2 protein-coding genes (1 of these 2 cut by a window edge) are annotated in these 21,856 nt (G+C 70.4%); both read right to left on the bottom strand.

Features of this window, described 5'->3' with window-relative positions:
- Positions 1-16,978, bottom strand: the 5' portion of a protein-coding gene (locus AB0N05_RS25475) for a type I polyketide synthase (protein WP_364698347.1). It extends 3,620 nt beyond the left edge of the window; only the first 16,978 of its 20,598 coding nucleotides appear in the window; the start codon lies at positions 16,976-16,978; its stop codon lies off the left edge, out of view.
- On the bottom strand, positions 16,975-21,843 hold the full coding sequence (locus AB0N05_RS25480; protein ID WP_364698348.1) for a type I polyketide synthase: 4,869 nt from the start codon (positions 21,841-21,843) through the stop codon (positions 16,975-16,977). Before AB0N05_RS25480 ends, AB0N05_RS25475 begins: the two co-directional genes overlap by 4 nt.
- Between the last annotated feature and the right edge of the window lie 13 nt (positions 21,844-21,856).

Raw genomic sequence — 21,856 nt, forward strand, 5'->3', positions numbered from 1 at the left:
CGATCTCGCGCAGGGACCGGTCCAGGTGCGAATCCAGCTCGGCGACAACAGCATCGAATGCCGTAGCAAAGGCAGGGAAGCAAGCGTGCAACTGCTTCCCCATACCCAGTCGCTGACTGCCCTGTCCGGTGAACAGCGCACCCACCCGGCCGCTGCCGCGTGCGATGCCGGTCACCACGTTCGCCGTCGGGCGTTCCTGCGCCACGGCCGACAGTCCGGCGATCAGTTCGGCTCGGTCCGCGCCCAGCACCACCGCGCGATGCGCGTGCGCCGCGCGGCTGGTGGCGGCGGAGTAGCCGAGGTCGATCGCCCGGACCTGCGTGCCGGTGTCGAGCAGATCCAGCAGCCGCTGCGCCTGCGCGGGCAGCGCCTGGGCGGAGCGCGCCGAAACCAGCAGTGGCACCAGCGTATTCGGTTCCGTCGCGGTGCTCTCGCCGCGGTCGGACACCGGCGGTTCTTCGATGATCACGTGCGCGTTGGTGCCGCTGATCCCGAAGGCCGAGACACCGGCCCGGCGCGGATGACCATTGACCGGCCAGTCCTGCGCCTCGGTCAGCAGTCGCACCGCTCCGGCGGTCCAGTCGACCTTGGGTGAGGGTTCGTCCACGTGCAGCGTGCGCGGCAGGACGCCGTGCCGCATGGCCATCACCATCTTGATCACACCGGCCACACCGGCGGCGGCCTGCGCGTGCCCGATATTCGATTTCAGCGAGCCGAGCCACAGCGGCTGGTCCGCGGCCCGGTCGCGGCCGTAGGTGGCCAGCAGGGCCTGGGCCTCGATCGGGTCGCCCAATGTCGTTCCGGTGCCGTGCGCCTCGACGACATCGACGTCGGTGGTGGACAGTCCGGCATTGGCCAGGGCCTTGCGGATCACCCGTTCCTGCGACGGTCCGTTCGGCGCGGTCAGGCCGTTGGAGGCCCCGTCCTGGTTGATGGCCGAGCCACGCACCACCGCGAGAATCGGGTGGCCGTTGCGTTCGGCGTCGGACAGTCGTTCCAGCACCAGCACACCGCAGCCCTCGGCCCACGCGGTGCCGGCGGCGGACGCCGCGAAGGAGCGGCAGCGGCCGTCCCGCGAAAGCCCCTGTTGGCGGGAGAATTCGATGAAGGCGTCGGGGCTGGCCATGACCGCCACACCGGAGACCAGTGCCAGTGAGCATTCGCCCGAGCGCAGCGCCTGACCGGCCAGATGCAGTGCCACCAGTGAGGAGGAGCAGGCGGTGTCGACGGTCACGGCGGGGCCCTCGAGCCCGAAGACGTACGAGATGCGACCGGAGGCAATGGATCCGGTGTTCGCGTTGGCCTCGTAATCGTGATACATCATGCCCGCGAACACGCCGGTCTGGCTGCCGCGCAAGGACACCGGGTCGATGCCGGAGCGTTCGAGGGCCTCCCAGGTGGTTTCCAGCAGCAGCCGCTGCTGCGGGTCCATGAGCAGGGCTTCGTTCGGGGAGATGCCGAAGAAGCCGGGATCGAATCCGGCGGCCTCGTGCAGGAAGCCACCGGCGTTCACGTAGCTGGTGAACGGCCGGGCGGAGGCCGGATCGTAGATCTGCTCGAGATCCCAACCGCGGTTGTCGGGGAACGCCGAGATGGCGTCCACACCGTCGGCGACCAGCTGCCACAGCTCTTCCGGGGCCCGGACGCCACCGGGGTACCGGCAGGCCATGCCGACGATCGCCATCGGCTCGTCCACCGGGATCGCGCCGGAGGTGAGTACGGTTTCCGGTGCGGCACCGAAGACTTCGTCGACGACGTGGGCGGCGACGGCACGCGCGCTGGGGTAGTCGAAGATCAGCGACGCGGGCAGGCGCAGCCCGGTCTCCGCGGCGAGGGCATTACGGAATTCCACAGCGGACAACGAGTCGAAGCCGAGTTCCCCGAAGGCCCGGTCCGGTTCGATCAGGTCGGTGCCGCGGTGCCCGAGCACCTGGGCGGCCTGGGTCCGGACCAGGTCCAGGATGGTGCTCACCCGCCGGTCGCCCGGCAGGGCGGAGAGCCGGTCCCGCAGCGTGGCCGCCGCGGCTCCGGACGCCGTGCGGCGCAGCGGAATTCGCACCAGCGCCCGCAGCAGCGGCGGCAGGGCCGCACCGGCCTGAGCGAGTGCGGCGGTGTCGAGCCGGATCGGCACCAGCGTGCCCGCGCCGGAGGCGGCGGCGGTGTCGAACAGGGCCAGGCCGTGTTCGGCGGTCATCGGCTGCACGCCATTGCGGCTCATCCGGGCTCGGTCGCTGTCGCCGAGGTCACCGGCCATGCCCGCGGTGTCGGCCCAGAGTCCCCAGGCCAGCGATTGGGCGGTCAGGCCGCGGGCGCGGCGATATCCGACGAGGGCGTCGAGGACGGCATTGGCGGCGGCGTAGTTGCCCTGCCCCGCGCCGCCGATCACCCCGGCGGCCGAGGTGAACAGGACGAAGGCCGACAGGTTCAGCTGTTCGGTGAGTTCGTGCAGGGTGAGGGCGGCGTCGACCTTGGGCCGCATGACCCGTTCCAGTCGTTCGGGTGTCAGGGCCGTGATGATGCCGTCGTCGAGCACGCCGGCCAGGTGCAGCACACCGGTCAGCGGATGTTCCGGCGGAATCGCGGCCAGCAGTTCGGTCATGGCGGCACGGTCCGCGGCGTCCGCGGCGGCCACCGTGACCCGGGCACCGGCGTCGGTGAGTTCGGCGATCAGATCGGCGTACCGGTCCGGTTCGGCGCTGCGGCTGGTCAGGATCAGGTGCCGGACGCCGTGTGCGGTCACCAGATGGCGGGCGATCAGGCGGCCGAGCATGCCGGTGCCGCCGGTGATCAGGACGGTCCCGCCGGGGGCGAACGAGGTGGCCGGGGAGGCTGTTTCGTCCTCGATGGCGGCCCGCACCAGCCTCGGCACGTGGAACGTCCCGGCGCGCACCGCGAGTTGCGGTTCCTCGGCGGCGACTACCCGCTCGACATCGAGGTCACCGTCTACGTCGGCGACCAGCACGCGGTCCGGGAATTCCTGCTGCGCGGCGCGAATCAGGCCCCAGACACCGGCTCCGGCCAGATCGGTGACGGCGTGGCCCGGCTCCGGGGCGACCGCGCCTCGGGTGACGACGAGCAGCCGGGTGGCGGTGAATCGCTCATCCACCGACCAGGATTGCAGTACCGCCAGCGTGTGCTGGGCCTCGGCCCGGACGCTCTCGGCGTCCGTGCCCGGAGTGGTGTGCAGCACGACGATATCGGGGATCGGATCGGAATCGGGTATCGGCCACTGCGCGTGGCTGACCGGCGCGGCGGGCCGCTCCGGAAGGGTCTGCCATTCGACGCCGTACAGGCCGCTGTCCCGCTGCTCGGCGGGTGCGCCCAACTGCTCCGGGGTGACCGGGCGCGAGTTCAGCGCCCGCACCGTGGCCACCGGCGCGCCCTGCGCATCGGCGATGGTGAGCGCCACCGCATTCGGTCCCGACGGCACCGCGGCGACCCGCAGCGCGGTGGCGCCGAGGGCGGCCAGGCTGATGCCGGACCAGGAGAACGGCAGCAGGGTGCGGTCATCGCCGGTATCGCCGAAACGCAAGGCATGCAAGGCCGCGTCCAGCAGCGCGGGATGCAGGGCGAAGCGGGCGGCGTCGGCGTGCGCCTGCTGCGGCAGCAGTACCTCGGCGAAGATGCTGTCCCCGTGCTGCCAGGCCGCGTGCAGTCCCTGGAAGGTCGGTCCGTAGTGGTAGCCCTGCTCGGCGAGCCGCGCGTACGCGTCATCCAAGGGGATCGGTTGCGCGCCGGTGGGCGGCCAGTCGAGCAGGGGTTCGGTGTCCAGCGCGGATTCGGTGAGGGTGCCCTCGGCGTGGACCAGCCAGTCGTCGCCCGCTTCGGCGCGGGAAAGCACGACCACCGCACGGCGGCCATTGTCGGCCGCGCCCACGGTAATGCGCAGCCGGCGGCCGCGCTCCGCGGGCACCACCAGCGGTGCGCGCAGGATCAACTCCTCGACGGCCTGGTAGCCGACCTGGTCGCCGGCCTGAATGACCAACTCCACCAGGGCGGTTCCGGGCACCAGGATGGTGTCGAAGACGCGGTGGTCGGCCAGCCACGGCTGGGCGTGCAGCGAGAGGCGACCGGTGAGCACGACGGTGTCGTGCTCAGGTGTGGCCACCACCGCGCCGAGCAGCGGATGATCGATGGAGTCCAGGCCCATCGCGGCAGCGTCGGCCGCCGCCGCCTCGTCCAACAGCCAGAAGTATTCGCGCTGGAAGGCGTAGGTGGGCAGGTCGATTCGGGTCGCGCCGCTGTCGCGGTAGAAGGCGGGCCAGTCCACGGTGACACCGAGTGCGGACAGGTGCGCCAGGGCGGTGACGACACCGGTCGGCTCGTCACGGTCCTTGCGAAGGGTGGCGACGACGGTCGCCTCGGCGGTGTCCAGGCACTGGACGGTCATCGGGGTCAGTGCGGCGTCGGGGCCGATCTCGACGAAGCGAGTCACCCCGGCCGCACTCAATGTCCGTGCCGCATCGGCGAATCGGACGGTGGCACGCACCTGGTTCACCCAGTATTCCGGGGTCTGGATCTGCTCGTCGGCCGGTGCTCCGGTCACTGTCGACACCATCGGAATCGACGGTGCCGCGAAGGTGACCTGGTCGGCGATCTCGGCGAACTCGGCCAGCATCGGCTCCATCAACAGCGAATGGAACGCATGCGACACCCGCAGACGGTTCGTCTTACGGCCTTGTACCGCAAACGATTCCGCCAAGGCGAGGACCGCTTCCTCTACGCCTGAGACTACGACCGAACCCGGCGCGTTCAGCGCCGCGATGGACACCGAATCGGTGAGCAGAGGCGCGACTTCATCCTCGGTGGCCGCAATCGCCACCATCGCACCACCGGTCGGCAACGCCTGCATCAAACGACCACGCGCCACCACCAAGCGAGCCGCATCCGACAGCGTCAACACACCCGCCACATGCGCGGCGGACAGTTCACCGATCGAATGCCCGGCCACGTAATCCGGTCGCACACCCCAGGATTCGAACAACCGGTACAACGCCACCTCGAGCGCGAACAGGGCGGGCTGAGCGAAACCGGTCTGATTCAACAGCTCCTGATCGGCGCCCCACACGACTTCGCGCAGCGGCCGATCCAGATGCGAATCCAGTTCCGCGACAACCGCGTCGAAGGCCGCCGCGAACGCCGGGTACCCCTGGTAGAGCTCACGCCCCATCCCGATACGCTGACTGCCCTGCCCGGTGAACAGGAAGCCCAGGCCGCCGGAGGTCCGGGCCTGCCCGCGCAGCACCGCGCCGTGCGTGCGATCCTCGGCGACTGCGGTCAGACCGTCGATCAGCTCGTCGATTCCGGTGCCGACCACCACCGCGCGGTGCGCGTGGGCCGGGCGTGCGGCCGCGGAGATTCCGAGGTCGACCGGTCGCAGATCGGCCGAATCGGACAGTAGTGCTTGTAGTTTCGCCGCCTGTGCGGCGAGCGCGGCGGCTGAGCGCGCCGAGATCACGACCGGCACTGGCAGTTTCGGTACATCGATGGGCGCGGTGGCGGTCTGATACGGATCGACCGGTGCTTCTTCGATGATGACGTGAGCGTTGGTGCCACTGATACCGAACGAGGACACACCCGCCCGACGGGGATGGCCATTGACCGGCCACTCACGTTCCTCCGTGAGCAGTTGCACCTCGCCCGCCGACCAATCCACATGCGGTGAGGGCTCATCCACATGCAGGGTGCGCGGCATCACTTCGTGCCGCAGCGCCATGACCATCTTGATGATGCCGCCGACACCCGCCGCGGCCTGAGCGTGACCGAAGTTCGACTTCAGCGAACCCAGCCACAACGGCTGCCCCTCCGGCCTGTCCTGACCATAGGTCGCCAGCAGTGCTTGCGCCTCGATCGGATCGCCCAGTGTCGTTCCGGTGCCGTGACCTTCGATCACATCCACTTCCGCACCCGACAACCCGGCATTGGCCAGCGCCTGCCGGATCACCCGCTCCTGCGAAGGACCATTCGGCGCGGTCAAACCATTGGACGCACCGTCCTGATTCACCGCGGAACCAGCCACCACAGCCAGCACCGGATGCCCATTACGGCGCGCATCCGACAAACGCTCGACCACCAGCACACCGCAGCCCTCGGCCCAGGCTGTGCCGTCGGCACTACCGGCGAAGGACCGGCAGCGGCCGTCCGCGGACAGCCCGCGCTGTCGCGAGAATTCCACGAACGCATCGGGGCTCGCCATGACCGCCACACCGGAAACCAAGGCCAGGGAGCATTCGCCCGACCGCAGCGCCTGCTGTGCCAGATGCAGCGCCACCAGCGAGGAGGAGCAGGCCGTATCGACCGTCATGGCCGGGCCTTCCAGGCCGAACACATACGAGATGCGACCGGAGGCAATGGATCCGGTGTTCGCATTGGCCTCGTAGTCGTGGTACATCATGCCCGCGAACACGCCGGTCCGGCTGCCGCGCAACGAACTCGGATCGATTCCGGCGCGTTCGAGGGCCTCCCAGGTGGATTCGAGCAGCAGGCGCTGCTGCGGGTCCATCACCAGCGCCTCGTTCGGGGAGATACCGAAGAAGCCGGGGTCGAATTGTGCCGCGTTGTGCAGGAATCCGCCGGTATTGACGTAGCTGGACTGTGGCCGTTGCCCGGTGGGGTCGAAGACCGAGTCCAGATCCCAGCCACGGTCGACCGGGAATTCCGAGATGGCGTCCACCCCGTCGGCGACCAGCTGCCACAGTTCCTCCGGCGAGCTGACCCCGCCGGGGTAACGGCAGGCCATACCCACGATGGCGATGGGCTCGTCGAGTGCGGCGGTGGCGCGGATCGGTGCGGCAGAGGTTTCAGCCGCGCCGGTCGCGGTGGCGACGAGGAATTCGGACAGCACGATCGGGGTCGGATAGTCGAAGATGAGCGAGGCGGGCAGGCGGATGCCGATGTCCGCGGCGAGCGCGGTGCGGAAGTCCACCGCCGATAGCGAGTCGAATCCGAGGTCGCCGAAGGAGCGGTCCGGTTCGATGGCATCGATTCCGTTGTGCCCCAATACTGTTGCGGCTTGGGTCCGGACCAGTTGCAGCACCACCGCGAGCCGGTCGGCGGCCGGCAGCGCGGCCAGCTGCCGAGCGAACTGCCCGGCGGACGCGGATCCGGTGGTGGCGCTGCGACGCCGGATGCGGCGCACGAGATGGTTCAGGACGGCGGGCACCGCGGTGGCGTGGGCCAGTACCGCGGTGTCCAGCCGCACCGGCACCGGCACCACGGCAGTGGTGGCGCGGGCGGCGTCGAACCGCTCGAGGGCCTGTTCCGCGGTCAGCGCGGGGATGCCGCCACGGTTGATGCGCTGCCGTTCGGCGTCGGTGAGCCCGGCGCCCATACCGTCGGCGGTATCCCACAGACCCCACGGCAGGGATTGGGCGACAAGGCCGTTCGCGTGCCGGTACTGGGCGAGGGCGTCCAGGTACGCATTGGCTGCGGCGTAGTTCCCTTGGCCCGGCGTGCCGAAAATTCCTGCGGCCGAGGAGAACAGCACGAAGGCGGACAGGTCCAGGGTGCGGGTGAGTTCGTGCAGATGCCAGGCGGCGTCGACCTTCGGGCGGAAGACACGGTCCAGCCGCTGGGGGGTCAGTGCGTCGATGGTGCCGTCGTCCAGGACTCCGGCCAGGTGCACGATGGCGGAGATCTCGTGTGCCGCCAGCAGTTCCGCCACGGCGGCGCGGTCGGCCACATCACAGGCGGCGATGTCGACGTGCGCGCCGAGGTCGGTCAGTTCCGCCCGCAGCGCCTGTGCGCCCGGCGCGTCGATGCCGGTGCGGCTGGTCAGGATCAGCCTGCGCACCTCGTGGCGCGTCACCAGATGCCGGGCCAGGAGTGCGCCGAGGCCGCCGGTGCCGCCGGTCAGCAGCACGGCACCGTCGCCGAAGCCGGTGGGCGCGTCCTGTTCCGGGAGCTGCGCCTCCTGCGGCAGCGGGGTCAGCCGCGCCGCGTACCGGACGCCCTCGCGCACCACGAGCTGTGGTTCGCCGCCGGTCAGCACCTCCGCCAGCGGAATCGAACCATCGGTGTCCACCAGCACGATTCGGGCGTCGTACTCCGATTGCGCGGTGCGGCCCAGGCCCCATACCGCGGCTCCGGCCAAATCGGTGAGTGTCTCACCGGGCAGTGCCACCGCGCCGCTGGTGCGGATCACATAGGTCGTGTCGGTGTCGGTCCACTGGTGCAGAGCGGCCAGCGCCTGCTCGGTCGCGGCCCGCACACTGGCCGGGTCGATACCGGAAACGGTCTGCAGGACAACCGGTTCCGCGTCCGATGCGGTGTCGGTGACGGCGCCGATCGGCGTCCAGGTCAGCTCGTACAGCGGTTCGGTGCGCGAGGCGGCGAGCTGGTCGGCCGAAATCTCGCGCAGGGTCAGTGCTTCCACGGTGGCGACCGGCGCACCGTCCGCGTCGGCGATGGTGAGTCGCACCGTGCCCGCGCCGAGCGGGGTCACCCGTACGCGGGTCGCCGCCGCGCCGGCGGCGTGCAGCGCCACCTGCGACCACGAGAATGGCAGGGCCACCGCGTCGTCCACGACATCGGTCAGGCCGATGGCGTGCAGGCAGGCGTCGAGCAGTGCCGGGTGCAGGCCGTACTCGGCGGCGTCGTCTCGAATCGCGTCCGGCAGCGCCACTTCCGCGAATACCTCGCCGTCGCGCCGCCACGCGGCGCGCAGGCCGCGGAACACCGGACCGTAGTCCAGGCCGATCTCGGCCAGGTCCGAATAGGTCCGGTCGAGGTCGAGGGCGGTCGCACCGGCGGGCGGCCAGTCGAGCAGGCTCTCCTCGGGGGCGGATGCGGCGTCGCGGAGCACACCGGCGGCATGGCACACCCACGGCAGCGTCGGATCGTCGCCACGCGCGTGCACGGCGACCGTCCGACGGCCGGATTCGTCCGAGGCCGTCACGGATACCCGGATCGCGACACCACCGGATTCGGGGAGTACCAGTGGTTCGCGCAGAATCAGCTCGTCCAGCATCGCGCCGCCGACCTGATCGCCCGCGCGGATCGCCAGTTCGACGAAACCCGCACCGGGGAACACGATGTCGCCGAGCACGCGATGGTCGGCCAGCCACGCCTGGGTGCGCGCCGACAACCGCCCGGTGAGTACCACGCTGTCGGTATCCGGGGCCGCGATCACCGCACCGAGCAGCGGGTGCCCGGCCGTTTCCAGTCCGGCCGCGGACACATCGCCGAGCCCGGTCGAGGCGCCCGCCCAGGCCTGCCGCCAATAGTCGAGTGAATCGAGCCAGAAACGTTCGCCCTGGAAGGCATAGGTGGGCAGGTCGACAATGGCGGCCCCGGCGAACCAGGCGGCCCAGTCGACCCGGTGACCGCGCGCATGGCAGGTGCCCAGCGCGGTCGCCAGTTGCGCCGCCTCGGCGCGGTCGCGGCGGAGCGTGGCGGTGAACGCCACCGATTCGCTCCGGTCTGCGGCCATTCCGGTCAATACCGCGTCCGGGCCCAGTTCCAGACAGGTGGTGACACCGGCGTCGGTCAAGGCCTGGACGGCGTCGGCGAAGCGGACCGTGGCGCGGACCTGGTTCACCCAGTACTCCGGGGTCAGGATCTGCTCGTCGGCCAGTACACCGGTCACGGTCGACACCATCGGAATCGACGGTGCCGCAAAAGAAATCTCTCGAGCGATCTCGGCGAACTCGGCCAGCATCGGCTCCATCAACGGCGAATGGAACGCATGCGACACCCGCAGACGATTCGTCTTACGACCTAGCGCCGCAAACGATTCCGCCACGGCGAGGACCGCGTCCTCCGCGCCGGAGACCACGATCGAACCCGGCGCGTTCACCGCCGCGATCGACACCGACTCGGTCAGCAGCGGCGCGACCTCGTCCTCGGTGGCTTGGATCGCCACCATCGCCCCACCGGTCGGCAGCGCGTACATCAAACGACCACGCGCACAGACCAGCCGGGCGGCATCCGACAGGGTCAGCACACCCGATACATGCGCGGCAGCGAATTCGCCGATCGAATGCCCGGTCACGAAATCAGCTCGCACTCCCCAGGTTTCGAGCAACCGGTACAGCGCCACCTCGACCGCGAACAATGCGGGCTGAGCGAAGTCCGTCCGGTTCAACAGGTCTTCGTCCTCACCCCACACGATCTCGCGCAAGGACCGCTCCAGATGCGAATCCAGTTCCGCGACAACAGTGTCGAACGCCGCCGCGAACGCCGGGTACCCCTGATACAGCTCACGCCCCATGCCCAGCCGCTGACTGCCCTGGCCGGTGAACAGGAACCCGAGCCGTCCGGTGCCGCGAGCCGTCCCGCGCACCACGTTCGCCGCGGTGCGCTCATCCGCGAGGGCCTCGAGTCCGTCGATCAGCGCGTCGCGATCGGCGCCGACAATGACGGCCCGCCGCTCGAATACCGCGCGGGAGCGCACCAGCGACAGCCCGATATCGGCCGTCCGGCACTCCGGATCCGCGGCCACCCGCGCCAGCAGTCGCCGGGCCTGATCGGCCAGGGCCGCATCGGATTTGGCGGAGAGCGCCCACATCGTGACGGGCGGCTCCGCGCCGCGATCCGGGACGGTGGGCGGCTGCGCCGGGGCTTCCTCGATGATCACATGCGTATTGGTGCCGCTGATCCCGAACGAGGACACACCCGCCCGGCGGGGGTGACCATTGACCGGCCACTCCCGTGCCTCGGTGAGCAGCCGCACCTCGCCCGCCGACCAATCCACGTGCGGGGTCGGCTCATCCACATGCAGGGTGCGCGGCATGACGTCGTGCCGCAGCGCCATCACCATCTTGATCACACCGGCCACACCCGCCGCGGCCTGCGCGTGCCCGAAGTTGGACTTCAGCGAACCCAGCCACAGCGGTTGCCCGGCGGGGCGGTCCTGACCGTAGGTGGCCAGCACGGCCTGCGCTTCGATCGGGTCACCCAATGTCGTTCCGGTGCCGTGGGCTTCGACGATATCGACCTCGGCGGTGGACAATCCGGCATTGGCCAGGGCCTGCCGGATCACGCGCTCCTGCGACGGGCCGTTCGGCGCGGTCAAACCATTCGACGCACCGTCCTGGTTGACAGCCGAACCACGCACCACCGCCAGCACCGGATGCCCGTTGCGCCGGGCATCCGACAGTCGCTCCAGCACCAGCACGCCGCAGCCTTCGGCCCACGCCGTACCGTCGGCGGCACCGGCGAAGGACCGTGCCCGGCCGTCCGGCGACAGGCCGCGCTGCCGCGAGAATTCCACGAACCCCTCGGGTGTCGCCATGACCGCGACGCCACCGGCCAGGGCGAGCGTGCACTCCCCCGACCGCAGCGCCTGACCGGCCAGATGCAGGGCCACCAGCGAGGACGAGCACGCGGTGTCGACGGTGACGGCCGGGCCCTCGAGGCCGAACACATACGAAATCCGGCCCGAGGCAATGGCTCCCGTGCTGGCACTGGCCGCGTAGTCGTGGTACATCATGCCCGCGAACACACCGGTCCGGCTGCCGCGCAATGACGCCGGATCGATTCCGGCGCGTTCGAAGGCCTCCCAGGTGGTTTCCAGCAGCAGTCGCTGCTGCGGGTCCATGATGAGCGCTTCGTTCGGCGCGATCCCGAAGAACGCGGCGTCGAAAGTGTCCGCGTCGTACAGGAATCCGCCGGTATTGACGTAACTCGTGGCCGGGCGGGCCCCGGTGGGGTCGAACAGGGCGTCCAGATCCCAGCCACGGTCGGCCGGGAATTCCGAGATCGCGTCCACCTCGTCGGCGACCAGCTGCCACAGTTCTTCCGGCGAGCTGACCCCGCCGGGATAGCGGCACGCCATACCCACGATGGCGATGGGTTCGTCGGCGCCCGCGACGGCGCGCCGGACCTCGATCGCCCGGCCGGTCCCGGCCAGCTGCCGGGTCACATGATCGGCCAGCAGCACCGGGGTCGGATAGTCGAACACCAGCGACGCGGGCAGTCGCAGCCCGGTTTCGCCGCTGAGACCATTGCGGAACTCGACGGCGGACAGCGAGTCGAAGCCCAGTTCGTTGAACGCCCTATCCGGTTCGATCGACTCGCCCGATCCGAATCCGAGCACCCGCGCCACCCGCTCGAGCACCATCGCCAGCACCAGCGTCTGCCGTTCGGCTTCGGGCAGCGCGGCCAGGCGGTCGGCGAGCCCGCCGTCGGCGGCGCGGCTGCCGGCGCTGCGGCGGCGCACCGCGGGCAGCAAGCCACGGAACAGGTGCGGCAGCTGGTCGGCTTGCGCACGCAGCACGGGGAAGTCCAATGCCATGGGCGTCAATGCCGGTTCGGACGTGGCCAGTGCGGCATCGAACGCGGCGAGCCCGGTCTCGGCGGTCAGCGCGCGCAGGCCGTTGCCCGCGATCCGGGCGACGTCGGCGGTGCGCAAGGTCCCGGCCAGACCGGCCAGGTCGGTGCTTTCCACCTCCGCCCACAGCCCCCACGCGAGGGACTGCGCGGTCAGGCCGTGCGCGGCACGGTGGGTGGCCAGGGCGTCGAGGAAGGCGTTGGCGGCGGCGTAGTTGGCCTGACCGGGCGAACCGAGCACACCCGCGGAGGAGGAGAACAGCACGAAGGCCGACAGTTCCCGATCCCGGGTCAGCTCGTGCAGCAGCAGGGCCGCATCCACCTTGGGGCGCAGCACCTTTCGCAGTCGTTCGCCGGTCAGGTCCGTGACCAGGCCGTCGTCCAGCACACCGGCCAGGTGCACGACCGCGGTGAGGTCGAGTTCGGCCAGCAGCGCGGTCAGCTGGTCGCGGTCGGCGGTGTCACAGGCGACCACGCGGGCCTGCGCGCCCAGTTCGGCCAGCTCATCGACCAGTGCCGTCGCGCCCGGTGCGTCCGGGCCGCGCCGACTGGTCAGAACGAGACGGCGCACCCCGTACCGCACCACCAGATGCCGGGCGAACAGGCGGCCCAGCGCGCCGGTGCCGCCGGTGATCAGGACATCGCCGTCTGCGGCGAATTCCACGGCCGGGCCGGTCACCTGCACGCGCGCCAGCCGGGCGGCGTGCACGACACCGCCACGGACCATGACCTGCGGTTCGCCGGTGTCGACCACGGTCGCCAGATCGACCGAATCATCGGTGTCCACCACCACGATTCGGCCCGGATGCTCCGATTGCGCCGAGCGCAGCAGCCCCCACACCGCGGCACCGGCGAAGTCGGTCACATCCGCGCCGGGACGGGCGATCGCGCCACGGGTGACGGCCACCAGCGTCGCGGTGGATTCCTCGTCGGCGAGCCGGGCGTGCAGCTCGGACAGCGCGTGCGCCGCGGCGGCGTGCACGGACTCCGCCGTGATGCCCGGATTCACCTGCAATACAACGAAATCGGTGTCCGTCGCGGATCCGGCGGGGACCGGAACCCAGTCCACCCGGTACAGCGAATCGCCGCCCGGCTGCTGCCGGGAGGCCCGCAACTCCTCCGAAACCGGCCGCAGCGCCAGGGATTCGGCCGACAGCACCGGCTGACCGGCCGGGTCGGCGATCGACAGCGTCACCGATCCCGCGCCGACCGGCGACAGCCGCACTCGGACCTGTGTCGCGCCGGTGGCATGCAGGCCGACCTGGGACCAGGCGAAGGGCAGCACGGCCTGTTCGTCGAACAAGCCACTGAAGGCGGCCGCATGCAGGCAGGCGTCCAGCAGAGCGGGGTGGATGCCGAAACCGGCGGGCGCGGTACCGAGTTCGACCTCGGCGAACACCTCGCCCCCCGCACGCCACACCGCGCGCAGGCCTTGAAATGCTGGCCCGTATTCCAGTCCGGCGGCAGCCAATTCGGCGTACAGCTCACCGAGTTCGACCCGCTCGGCCCCGGCCGGTGGCCACGACTCGGGGAAGGTCTCAGGTGCCGGGGCACCGGTATTCAGCAGGCCGTCGGCGTGTTTGGTCCACGGCACGTCGGCGGGCAGTTCCGGGTCGCGGGAGTAGATCGCGACCGGGCGGGCAGCATCGGCCGTCGGGGCACCGACCACCACCTGCAATCGCACCCCGCGCCGCGCGGCCTCCGCGTCGGACAGGATCAGCGGTGTGTGCAGGGTCAGGTCCTCCAGCACCGCATAGCCGAGTTGATCTCCGGCACGGATCGCCAGTTCGACATAGGCCGTTCCGGGCAGCACGACGGCGCCATTGACCCGGTGGTCGTTCAGCCAGGGCTGCGCGCCGGTGGACAGGCGGCCGGTGAACACCAGCTCCCCGGAGTCGGGCAGCTGCACGACCGCGCCCAGCAGCGGATGATCGGCGGCGTCCAGACCGGCGGCGGCGACATCGGCCACCGGATTCGCGTCGACCCAATACCGTTGCCGGGTAAAGGCATAGGTGGGCAGATCGATCGGTGCGGGAACGGGTCGGCCCGCGGTCCAGTCCACGGTGGCACCGCGCACATGCGCTCGCGCCAGCGAGGTCAGGAAATCGGTGAGTCCGCCCTCGTGGCGGCGCAGGCTGCCGAGTACCGGTGCGTCGACCCCGGCATCTTCGAGGGTGGCTTCCACCGGAACTCGCAATACCGGGTGCGGACTGCACTCGACCCACAGATCGAAACCGTCACGCAGCAGGGCGCGGGTCGCCTCCTCGAACCGGACCGTCGTGCGCAGATTGGTGTACCAATAGCGCGCGCCCATCTCACGGGTATCGAGCACGTCGCCGGTGACCGCGGAATACAGCGCGATCTCACCCGAACGCGCCTGTACGGGTGCCAGTTGCGTGAGCACCTGCTCTTCGATCGCCTCCACATAATGCGAGTGCGAGGCATAGTCCACGGGAATCTTCTTGGGCGACAGCCCTTCCGCTATCAGCTCGGCATGCAGTTCATCCAGCGCGCCGTCGTCGCCGCACACCACCACCGACCCGGGACCGTTCACCGCGGCCAAACACAGCCGTCCGTCCCAACGCTCGATGCGCACGGCCGCCTCGCTCGCGGCCAGCGGCACCGACATCATCCCGCCCTGGCCCGCCAACTCCACGGCAATAAGCGCACTGCGCAACGCAACAACGCGCGCACCGTCTTGCAGCGACAACACCCCGGCCACCACAGCGGCCGCGATCTCACCCTGCGAATGCCCAACTACCGCTTCGGGTTTCACGCCATTGGCCCGCCACATTTCGGCCAGCGACACCATCATCGCCCACAGGACCGGCTGCACCACATCGACCCGGGACAAGGCAGTCTCGTCGGAGAGAACCTCGAACAAGTCCCACTCGACGAACTCCGACAACGCCTCCGCGCACTCGGCCATTCGCGCGGCGAACACGGGCGAAGCCTCGATCAGCTCCACGCCCATACGCACCCACTGCGAACCCTGACCGGGGAACACGAACACGGGCCGACGCACACCAGAGGCACGACCGGTAACCACCGACGCGTCCTCACGCCCGTCGGCCAACGCCGTCAGCCCAGCGGTCAATGCCGCCCGATCCGCGCCGAGCACCACCGCCCGCTGCTCGAACCGACTCCGCGTCACCGCCAGCGCATACCCGACCTCCCATGCATCCAGCTCCGGCTCACCCTCCAGCCGCTCCAGCAACCGAGATGCCTGCCCCCGCAGCGCTTCCGCACTCCGCCCCGACACCACCCACGGAACAACGGCCGCCCCAATGGATTCCGGCTCCACATCAGCTACGGCAACCTGCGCGGCGTCAGCCTGCTCCAAGATGACGTGCACATTGGTGCCGCTGATACCGAAGGCCGACACACCCGCACGCCGGGGCCGATCCGCGGCGGCGGGCCACGGCCGGTCCTCGGTGAGCAGCCGGACATGTCCGGCGGTCCAGTCGACATGGGTGGACGGTTCGGTGACATGCAGTGTGCGTGGCAAGGTTTCGTGCCGCATGGCCATCACCATCTTGATGAGGCCACCGACACCGGCCGCGCCCTGGGCGTGCCCGATATTGGATTTCAGCGAGCCCAGCCACAGCGGCTGCTCGGCGGAATGGCTGCGGCCATAGGTGGCCAGCAGCGCCTGGGCTTCGATCGGATCGCCCAAAGTCGTTCCGGTGCCGTGTGCTTCGACCGCGTCGATCTCGCCGGCGGACAGTCCGGCATCGGCCAGCGCGGCGCGGATGACCCGCTGCTGGGACGGTCCGTTCGGCGCGGTCAGCCCATTGCTGGCGCCATCGGAGTTCATCGCCGAACCGCGCACCACCGCGAGCACCCGATGACCATTGCGCCGCGCGTCACTGAGCCGCTCCAGCAGCAGCAGGCCCGCGCCCTCGGCCCAACCGGTGCCATCGGCACTGTCGGAGAACGGTTTACACCGGCCGTCGGGTGCCAGCCCACCTTGTTTGCTCATGCCGACGAACACGACCGGTGTCGTCATCAGCATGACGCCACCGGCCAGAGCGAGGCCGCATTCCTTGCGCCGCAGGGCCTGTACCGCCAGATGCACGGCGACCATGGACGAGGAGCAGGCGGTGTCGACGGTGGCGGTGGGGCCTTCCAGCCCGAGCACATAGGACACCCGCCCGGAGATCACGGCGGCGCTGGTGGCGGTGCCCAGATAGGCCTCGCCGACCTCGGGTGCGGCGTCGACCAGGGCCGAATAGTCCTGCGCGCCGGAACCGACGAACACACCGACCCGTTCCCCGCGCATGACGTCCGGGTCGATGCCGGCGCGTTCGAACGCCTCCCACGCCACCTCGAGCACCAGGCGCTGCTGCGGGTCCATGGCGAGTGCCTCACGCGGCGCGATACCGAAGAACCCGGGATCGAATTCGGCCGCACCGCGCAGGAATCCGCCCTCGCGGACGTAACTGCTGCCGGGCTGCCCGTCACGGAACAGCGTGTCCAGATCCCAGCCGCGGTCGGTCGGGAACGGCCCGACCGCGTCGCCGCCGGCGGCGACCAGATCCCACAGCTGTTCCGGTGTCGCGACCTCACCCGGATAGCGGCAGCTCATGGCGACAATGGCGATCGGCTCGGCGGTCTGATTCTCCAGCTCGCGCAACCGATTCCGGGTCTGGTGCAGGTCGGCGGTCACCTTGCGCAGGTAGCCGAGCAGCTTCTCGTCTTCGCTCATCGGTCGAATTCCTTGTCGATATCCAGTTCGGCGTCGATGAAGGCGAACAGATCGTCCGCCGAGGCCGCTTCGAGGCGGTCGGCGACGGTGGGTTCACCCGGTGCGACAGTGGGCGCGGTCAGGCCCGCGAGCAGAGTGCGCAGTCGCTCGGCGATGCGGACCCGGTCCTCGGGGTGCAGGGTGACCGTGGCGGTGGCCAGCCGGTCCAGATCGGTCAGCAGTTCGTCGGCGGTCGGTTCGGCTGTGGTGCAGAGGGTTTCGCGCAGGTGCTCGGCCAGGGCCCGCGGTGTGGTGTAGTCGAAGACCAAGGTGCTGGGCAGGTTGCGCCCGATCGCGGTGGACAGCTCGCGGCGCAATTCCACCGCGGCGACCGAGTCGAAACCGAGATCCTCGAAGGTGCGGGTGGATTCGACGGCGGCGGCTTCCTCGTGACCGAGGACGGCGGCCACCGCGCCACACACCAGGGTGTGCAGGGTGCGCGACTGTTCGGCGGGGCTCGCTTCGGCCAGCCCGGCCAGGAGCGGGTTCGGGCCGTCCGCGGGTTCCTGATCGGATTCGATTGCCGTGCCGATGGTCTCGGCGAGCACATCGAACAGGGGCCGCGGCCGGGCCAGGGTGTAGGTGGGCAGGAAACGCGGGAGGTCGAAGTCGGCGACCACGATCGCGGTCTCGTCCGCGCCGACCGTGCGGGCCAGGGCCGCGACCGCGACCTCGGGTGCCATGGCGGGAGTTCCGATGCGCCGCAACATGGTTGCCAACTCGGCATCGACCATGCCGCCGTCCCAGGCGCCCCAGGCCACCGCGGTCGCGACGCGGCCGCGGGCCCGGCGGGCCGCCGCGAGCGCGTCCAGGCTCGCATTGGCGGCGGCGTAGGCGGTTTGGCCGCCACTGCCCCAGATGCCCGCACCGGAGGAGAACAGGACGAAGGCGTCCAGCGGGTGGTCGGCGAGCAGTTCGTCGAGGTGCCGTGCTCCGGCCACCTTCGCTGCCGCGACGCGGTCGAATTCCTCCAGAGTCAGCTCGCCGATCGCGGTGATCGGCTGGAACACACCGGCCGCGTGCACGACGGCGCGCAGCGGGGGTTCGGCGGGCAGCGCGGCCAGGAGTTCGCGCACCGCGTCGCGGTCGGCGGCATCGCAGGCGGCGATCCGCACCGTCGCGCCCAGCGCGGTCAGTTCCGTGGCGAGTTCAGCTGCGCCCGGCGCGGATTCGCCGCTGCGGCTGGTGAGCACCAGGTGCTCGGCGCCGTTCGCGGCCAGCCAGCGCGCCACCTGCGCGCCGAGTCCGCCGGTGCCGCCGGTGATCAGCACGGTGCCGCGCGGCTGCCAGGACGGCGCGGCCGGGCGTTCCGCCGCGACCAGGCGGCGGGCCAGCAGCCCGGTGCCGCGCACCGCGAGCTGGTCCTCACCACCGGGTCCGCTCAGCGCCCGCGCCAGCGGATCCAGTGCGGCCGAGGAGATGTCACCGGGCAGATCGATCACCCCGCCCCACCGGTCGGGGCAGTCCAGGGCGACACCGATACCGAGCCCCCAGATCGCCGCCTGCCGCGGATCGGCGCTCTCGGTGGCCGAGGTGCTCACGCCGCCGCTGGTCACGCACCACAGCGGCGCGGTCCAGGCGGCATCGCCCAGGGCTTGTACGAGGGACACCGAGTCGGCCGTTCCAGCGGTGAGCGCCGGGTGGTCGGGGTGCGGGCGATCATCGAGTGCCAGCAGGGAAAGCACACCGGCCCACGGCATGTCGCCGAGAATCCGGAGGCGATCGGCAAGCTCCGCGCGGTCGGTACCGGATTCGATCGAATCGAGGATCACCCCGCGTGCGCTCAGGCCGGTCACGATCGCGGCAGCCGTCTCGTCGCCGCGCGGGACGACCGCCAGCCACGGCCCGGTGGCGGTGGGGACGCCCGGCGCGACGGGATGCCATTCGATGCGGTGGCGCAGCGCATCGGCCCGGGTGTGCAGATTCGCACGGTCCCGCCACGCGGTCAAGGCGGGCAGGACGGTCCCGAGCGCCGCGGCGTCCACGCCGAGATCCCCGGCCAGGACCGGTATATCGGCGGTGCCCAGCACCGACCACAGGGCGTCGTCACCCGGCTCGGACACGGCCGCGGCGGCGTTCGGCAGCACCGGTGCGGCCTCGCGCCAGAAGGATCTGCGCTGGAATGCGTAGGTGGGCAGGTCGATGCGGCGGGCACCGGTACCGGCGAAGTAGGCGGACCAGTCGACGGCCACATTCCGGGCGTGCAGCGCACCCAGCGCCAGAGTGATCTCGCGGACTTCACCGCGATCTCGGCGCAGCAGCGGCACCGTGGTCCATGCTTCGTCGGATTCCACTGTCGCACCGGCGCTTTCGCGCAGTACATCGGCGGCCATGGGGGTCAGCGCGGCATCCGGTCCGAGTTCGACGAAAACGGTTGCGCCACTCTCGGATAACCGGCGCACCGCGGCATCGAACTGGACCGTCCGACGGGCATTGCGCACCCAGTACTCCGGGTCTGCCAACTCGTCCGCGCCGACCGGCGCGCCGGTGACGGTGGACACCAGCGGCAGCCGGGGCCGGTGATAGGTCACACCGGCGGCGACCTCCCGCAGATCGTCGAGCATCGGTGCGATGAGCGACGAGTGGAAGGCGTGGGACACCCGCAGTCGCTTGACCTTTCGGCCTTGCGTGGTGAAATGTTCGGCCATCTCGTCGATGGCGGATTCCTCCCCGGACAGCACGACCGCGTTCGGCCCGTTGATCGCCGCCAGGTCGATCCGATCATCCAGGAGTGCCGCGGTTTCCGCCTCCGAGGCCTGCACCGCGAGCATCGCGCCACCGGCGGGCAGCGCCTGCATCAGCGCGCCACGCGCGGCCACCAGCCGCGCCGCGTCGGCCAGCGAGAACACTCCCGCGATATGCGCGGCGGCCAGTTCACCGATCGAATGCCCGGCCACGAAGTCCGGCCGCACACCCCAGGATTCGAGCAGAGCCGCCAAGGCGACCTCGATGGCGAACAATCCGGCCTGCGCGTAGACCGTCTGCTGGATCAACGCGTCGTCGGTGCCCCACAGCACCTCGCCCAGGGGCCGATCCAGGTGCCGGTCCAGTTCGGCGACAGCGGTATCGAAGGCGGCGGCGAAGACCGGGAACGCGGCGTGCAGTTCCCGTCCCATGCCCAGGCGCTGCGCACCCTGACCGGTGCACAGGAATGCCACGCTCGGTTTCGACAAGGTTCCAGCCCCATTCGCCGTGCCGGACACGACGCCCGGAGCGGTGGTGTCGTCGGCGAGCGCGGCAAGGCCCTTGCGCAGTCCCGCGAGATCGACCGCCGCCAGCACCGCCCGCGCATCCAGCGCGGACCGCGCGACCGCCGAGGTGAAACCGATATCACGCAGTGCCACGGTGGGATTCGCATCCAGATGGGCCAGCAGGTTCGCGGCCTGCGCCCGCAGCGCGGTGCGGTTGCGCCCGGACACCAGCACCGGGACCACCGCCCGCTCGGGCAGCTCGGCCTCGCCGCCCTCCGGTGCGAGCGCGGGCGCTTCCTCCACGATCACGTGCGCGTTCGCGCCACTGAGACCGAACGAGGAGATACCCGCCCGTCGAACCCGTTCCCCCACAGGCCATTCCACTTGCTCGGCCAGCAATCGCACGTCGCCCGACGCCCACTGCACCATCGGTGACGGCTCGTCCACATGCAAGGTGCGGGGCAGCAATTCGTTGCGCAGCGCCATCACCATCTTGATCACGCCGCCCACCCCGGCCGCCGCCTGGGTGTGCGCGATATTCGATTTCAGCGAACCCAGCCACAGCGGCCGCTCCGCCGGACGCCCGCGACCGTAGGCGGCCAGCAGGGCGGTGGCCTCGATGGGATCGCCCAAAGTCGTTCCGGTGCCGTGCCCTTCGACCGCGTCCACCTCGTCCGCGCTCAGTCGGGCATCGTCGAGGGCCTGTTCGATCAGCCGCTGCTGCGCCCGGCCATTGGGCGCGGTGAGCCCATTGCTGGCCCCGTCGGCATTGACCGCGCTGCCCCGCACCACCGCGAGCACCGGGTGCCCGTGGCGGCGCGCGTCGGAAAGTCGTTCCACCAGAATCAGTCCGGCGCCCTCACCCCACGCGGTCCCGTCCGCGGCACCGGCGAAGGATTTGCAGCGGCCGTCGGCGGCGAGCCCGCCCTCCTGGCTGAAGCCGATGAACGAATCCGGTCCGGCCATGACCGTCGCCCCGCCGACCAGGGCGAGGGTGCACTCCCCCGCCCGCAGCGCCTTGATCGCCCAGTGCAGGGCGACCAGCGAGGACGAGCAGGCGGTGTCGACGGTAACCGCCGGGCCTTCGAATCCGAAGGTGTAGGCGATGCGCCCGGAGGCCACGCTGGCCAGCCCGCCGGCCCCGCCGCCGGGTGCGTAATCGTGGTAGACGATGCCGGTGAAAACGCCGGTGCGGCTGCCGCGCAGGGTGCGCACATCGATTCCGGCCCGCTCGATCACTTCCCACGCCGTCTCCAGCAGCAACCGCTGCTGCGGATCGGTCTCGCGGGCTTCGCGCGGGCCGATCCGGAAGAAGTCGGCGTCGAATTGGTCCGCGTCGTGCAGGAATCCGCCGCGATCGGTGTAGGACTTACCGGGCGTGCCGGGTTCGGGGTGATGGATCCCGCCCGGCCAGCCGCGGTTGACGGGGAATCCGGAGATGGCGTCGCCACCGGAGCGCACCAGTTCCCACAGTGCCTCGGGCGAATCCACGCCGCCGGGATACCGGCAGCTCATCGCCACGATCGCGATCGGCTCCCGGTCACGTTCGGTGGCCTCGCGCAGTAGCTGTTTGGTGCGGGTGAGGTCGGTCGTGGCCTTCCTCAGGTAGTCCCGCAGCTTGTCGTCATTGCTCATGGTCGATACCGCC

The organism is Nocardia sp. NPDC051030 (genome assembly GCF_040683015.1).
In the GTDB taxonomy this organism is placed as follows: Bacteria; Actinomycetota; Actinomycetes; order Mycobacteriales; family Mycobacteriaceae; genus Nocardia.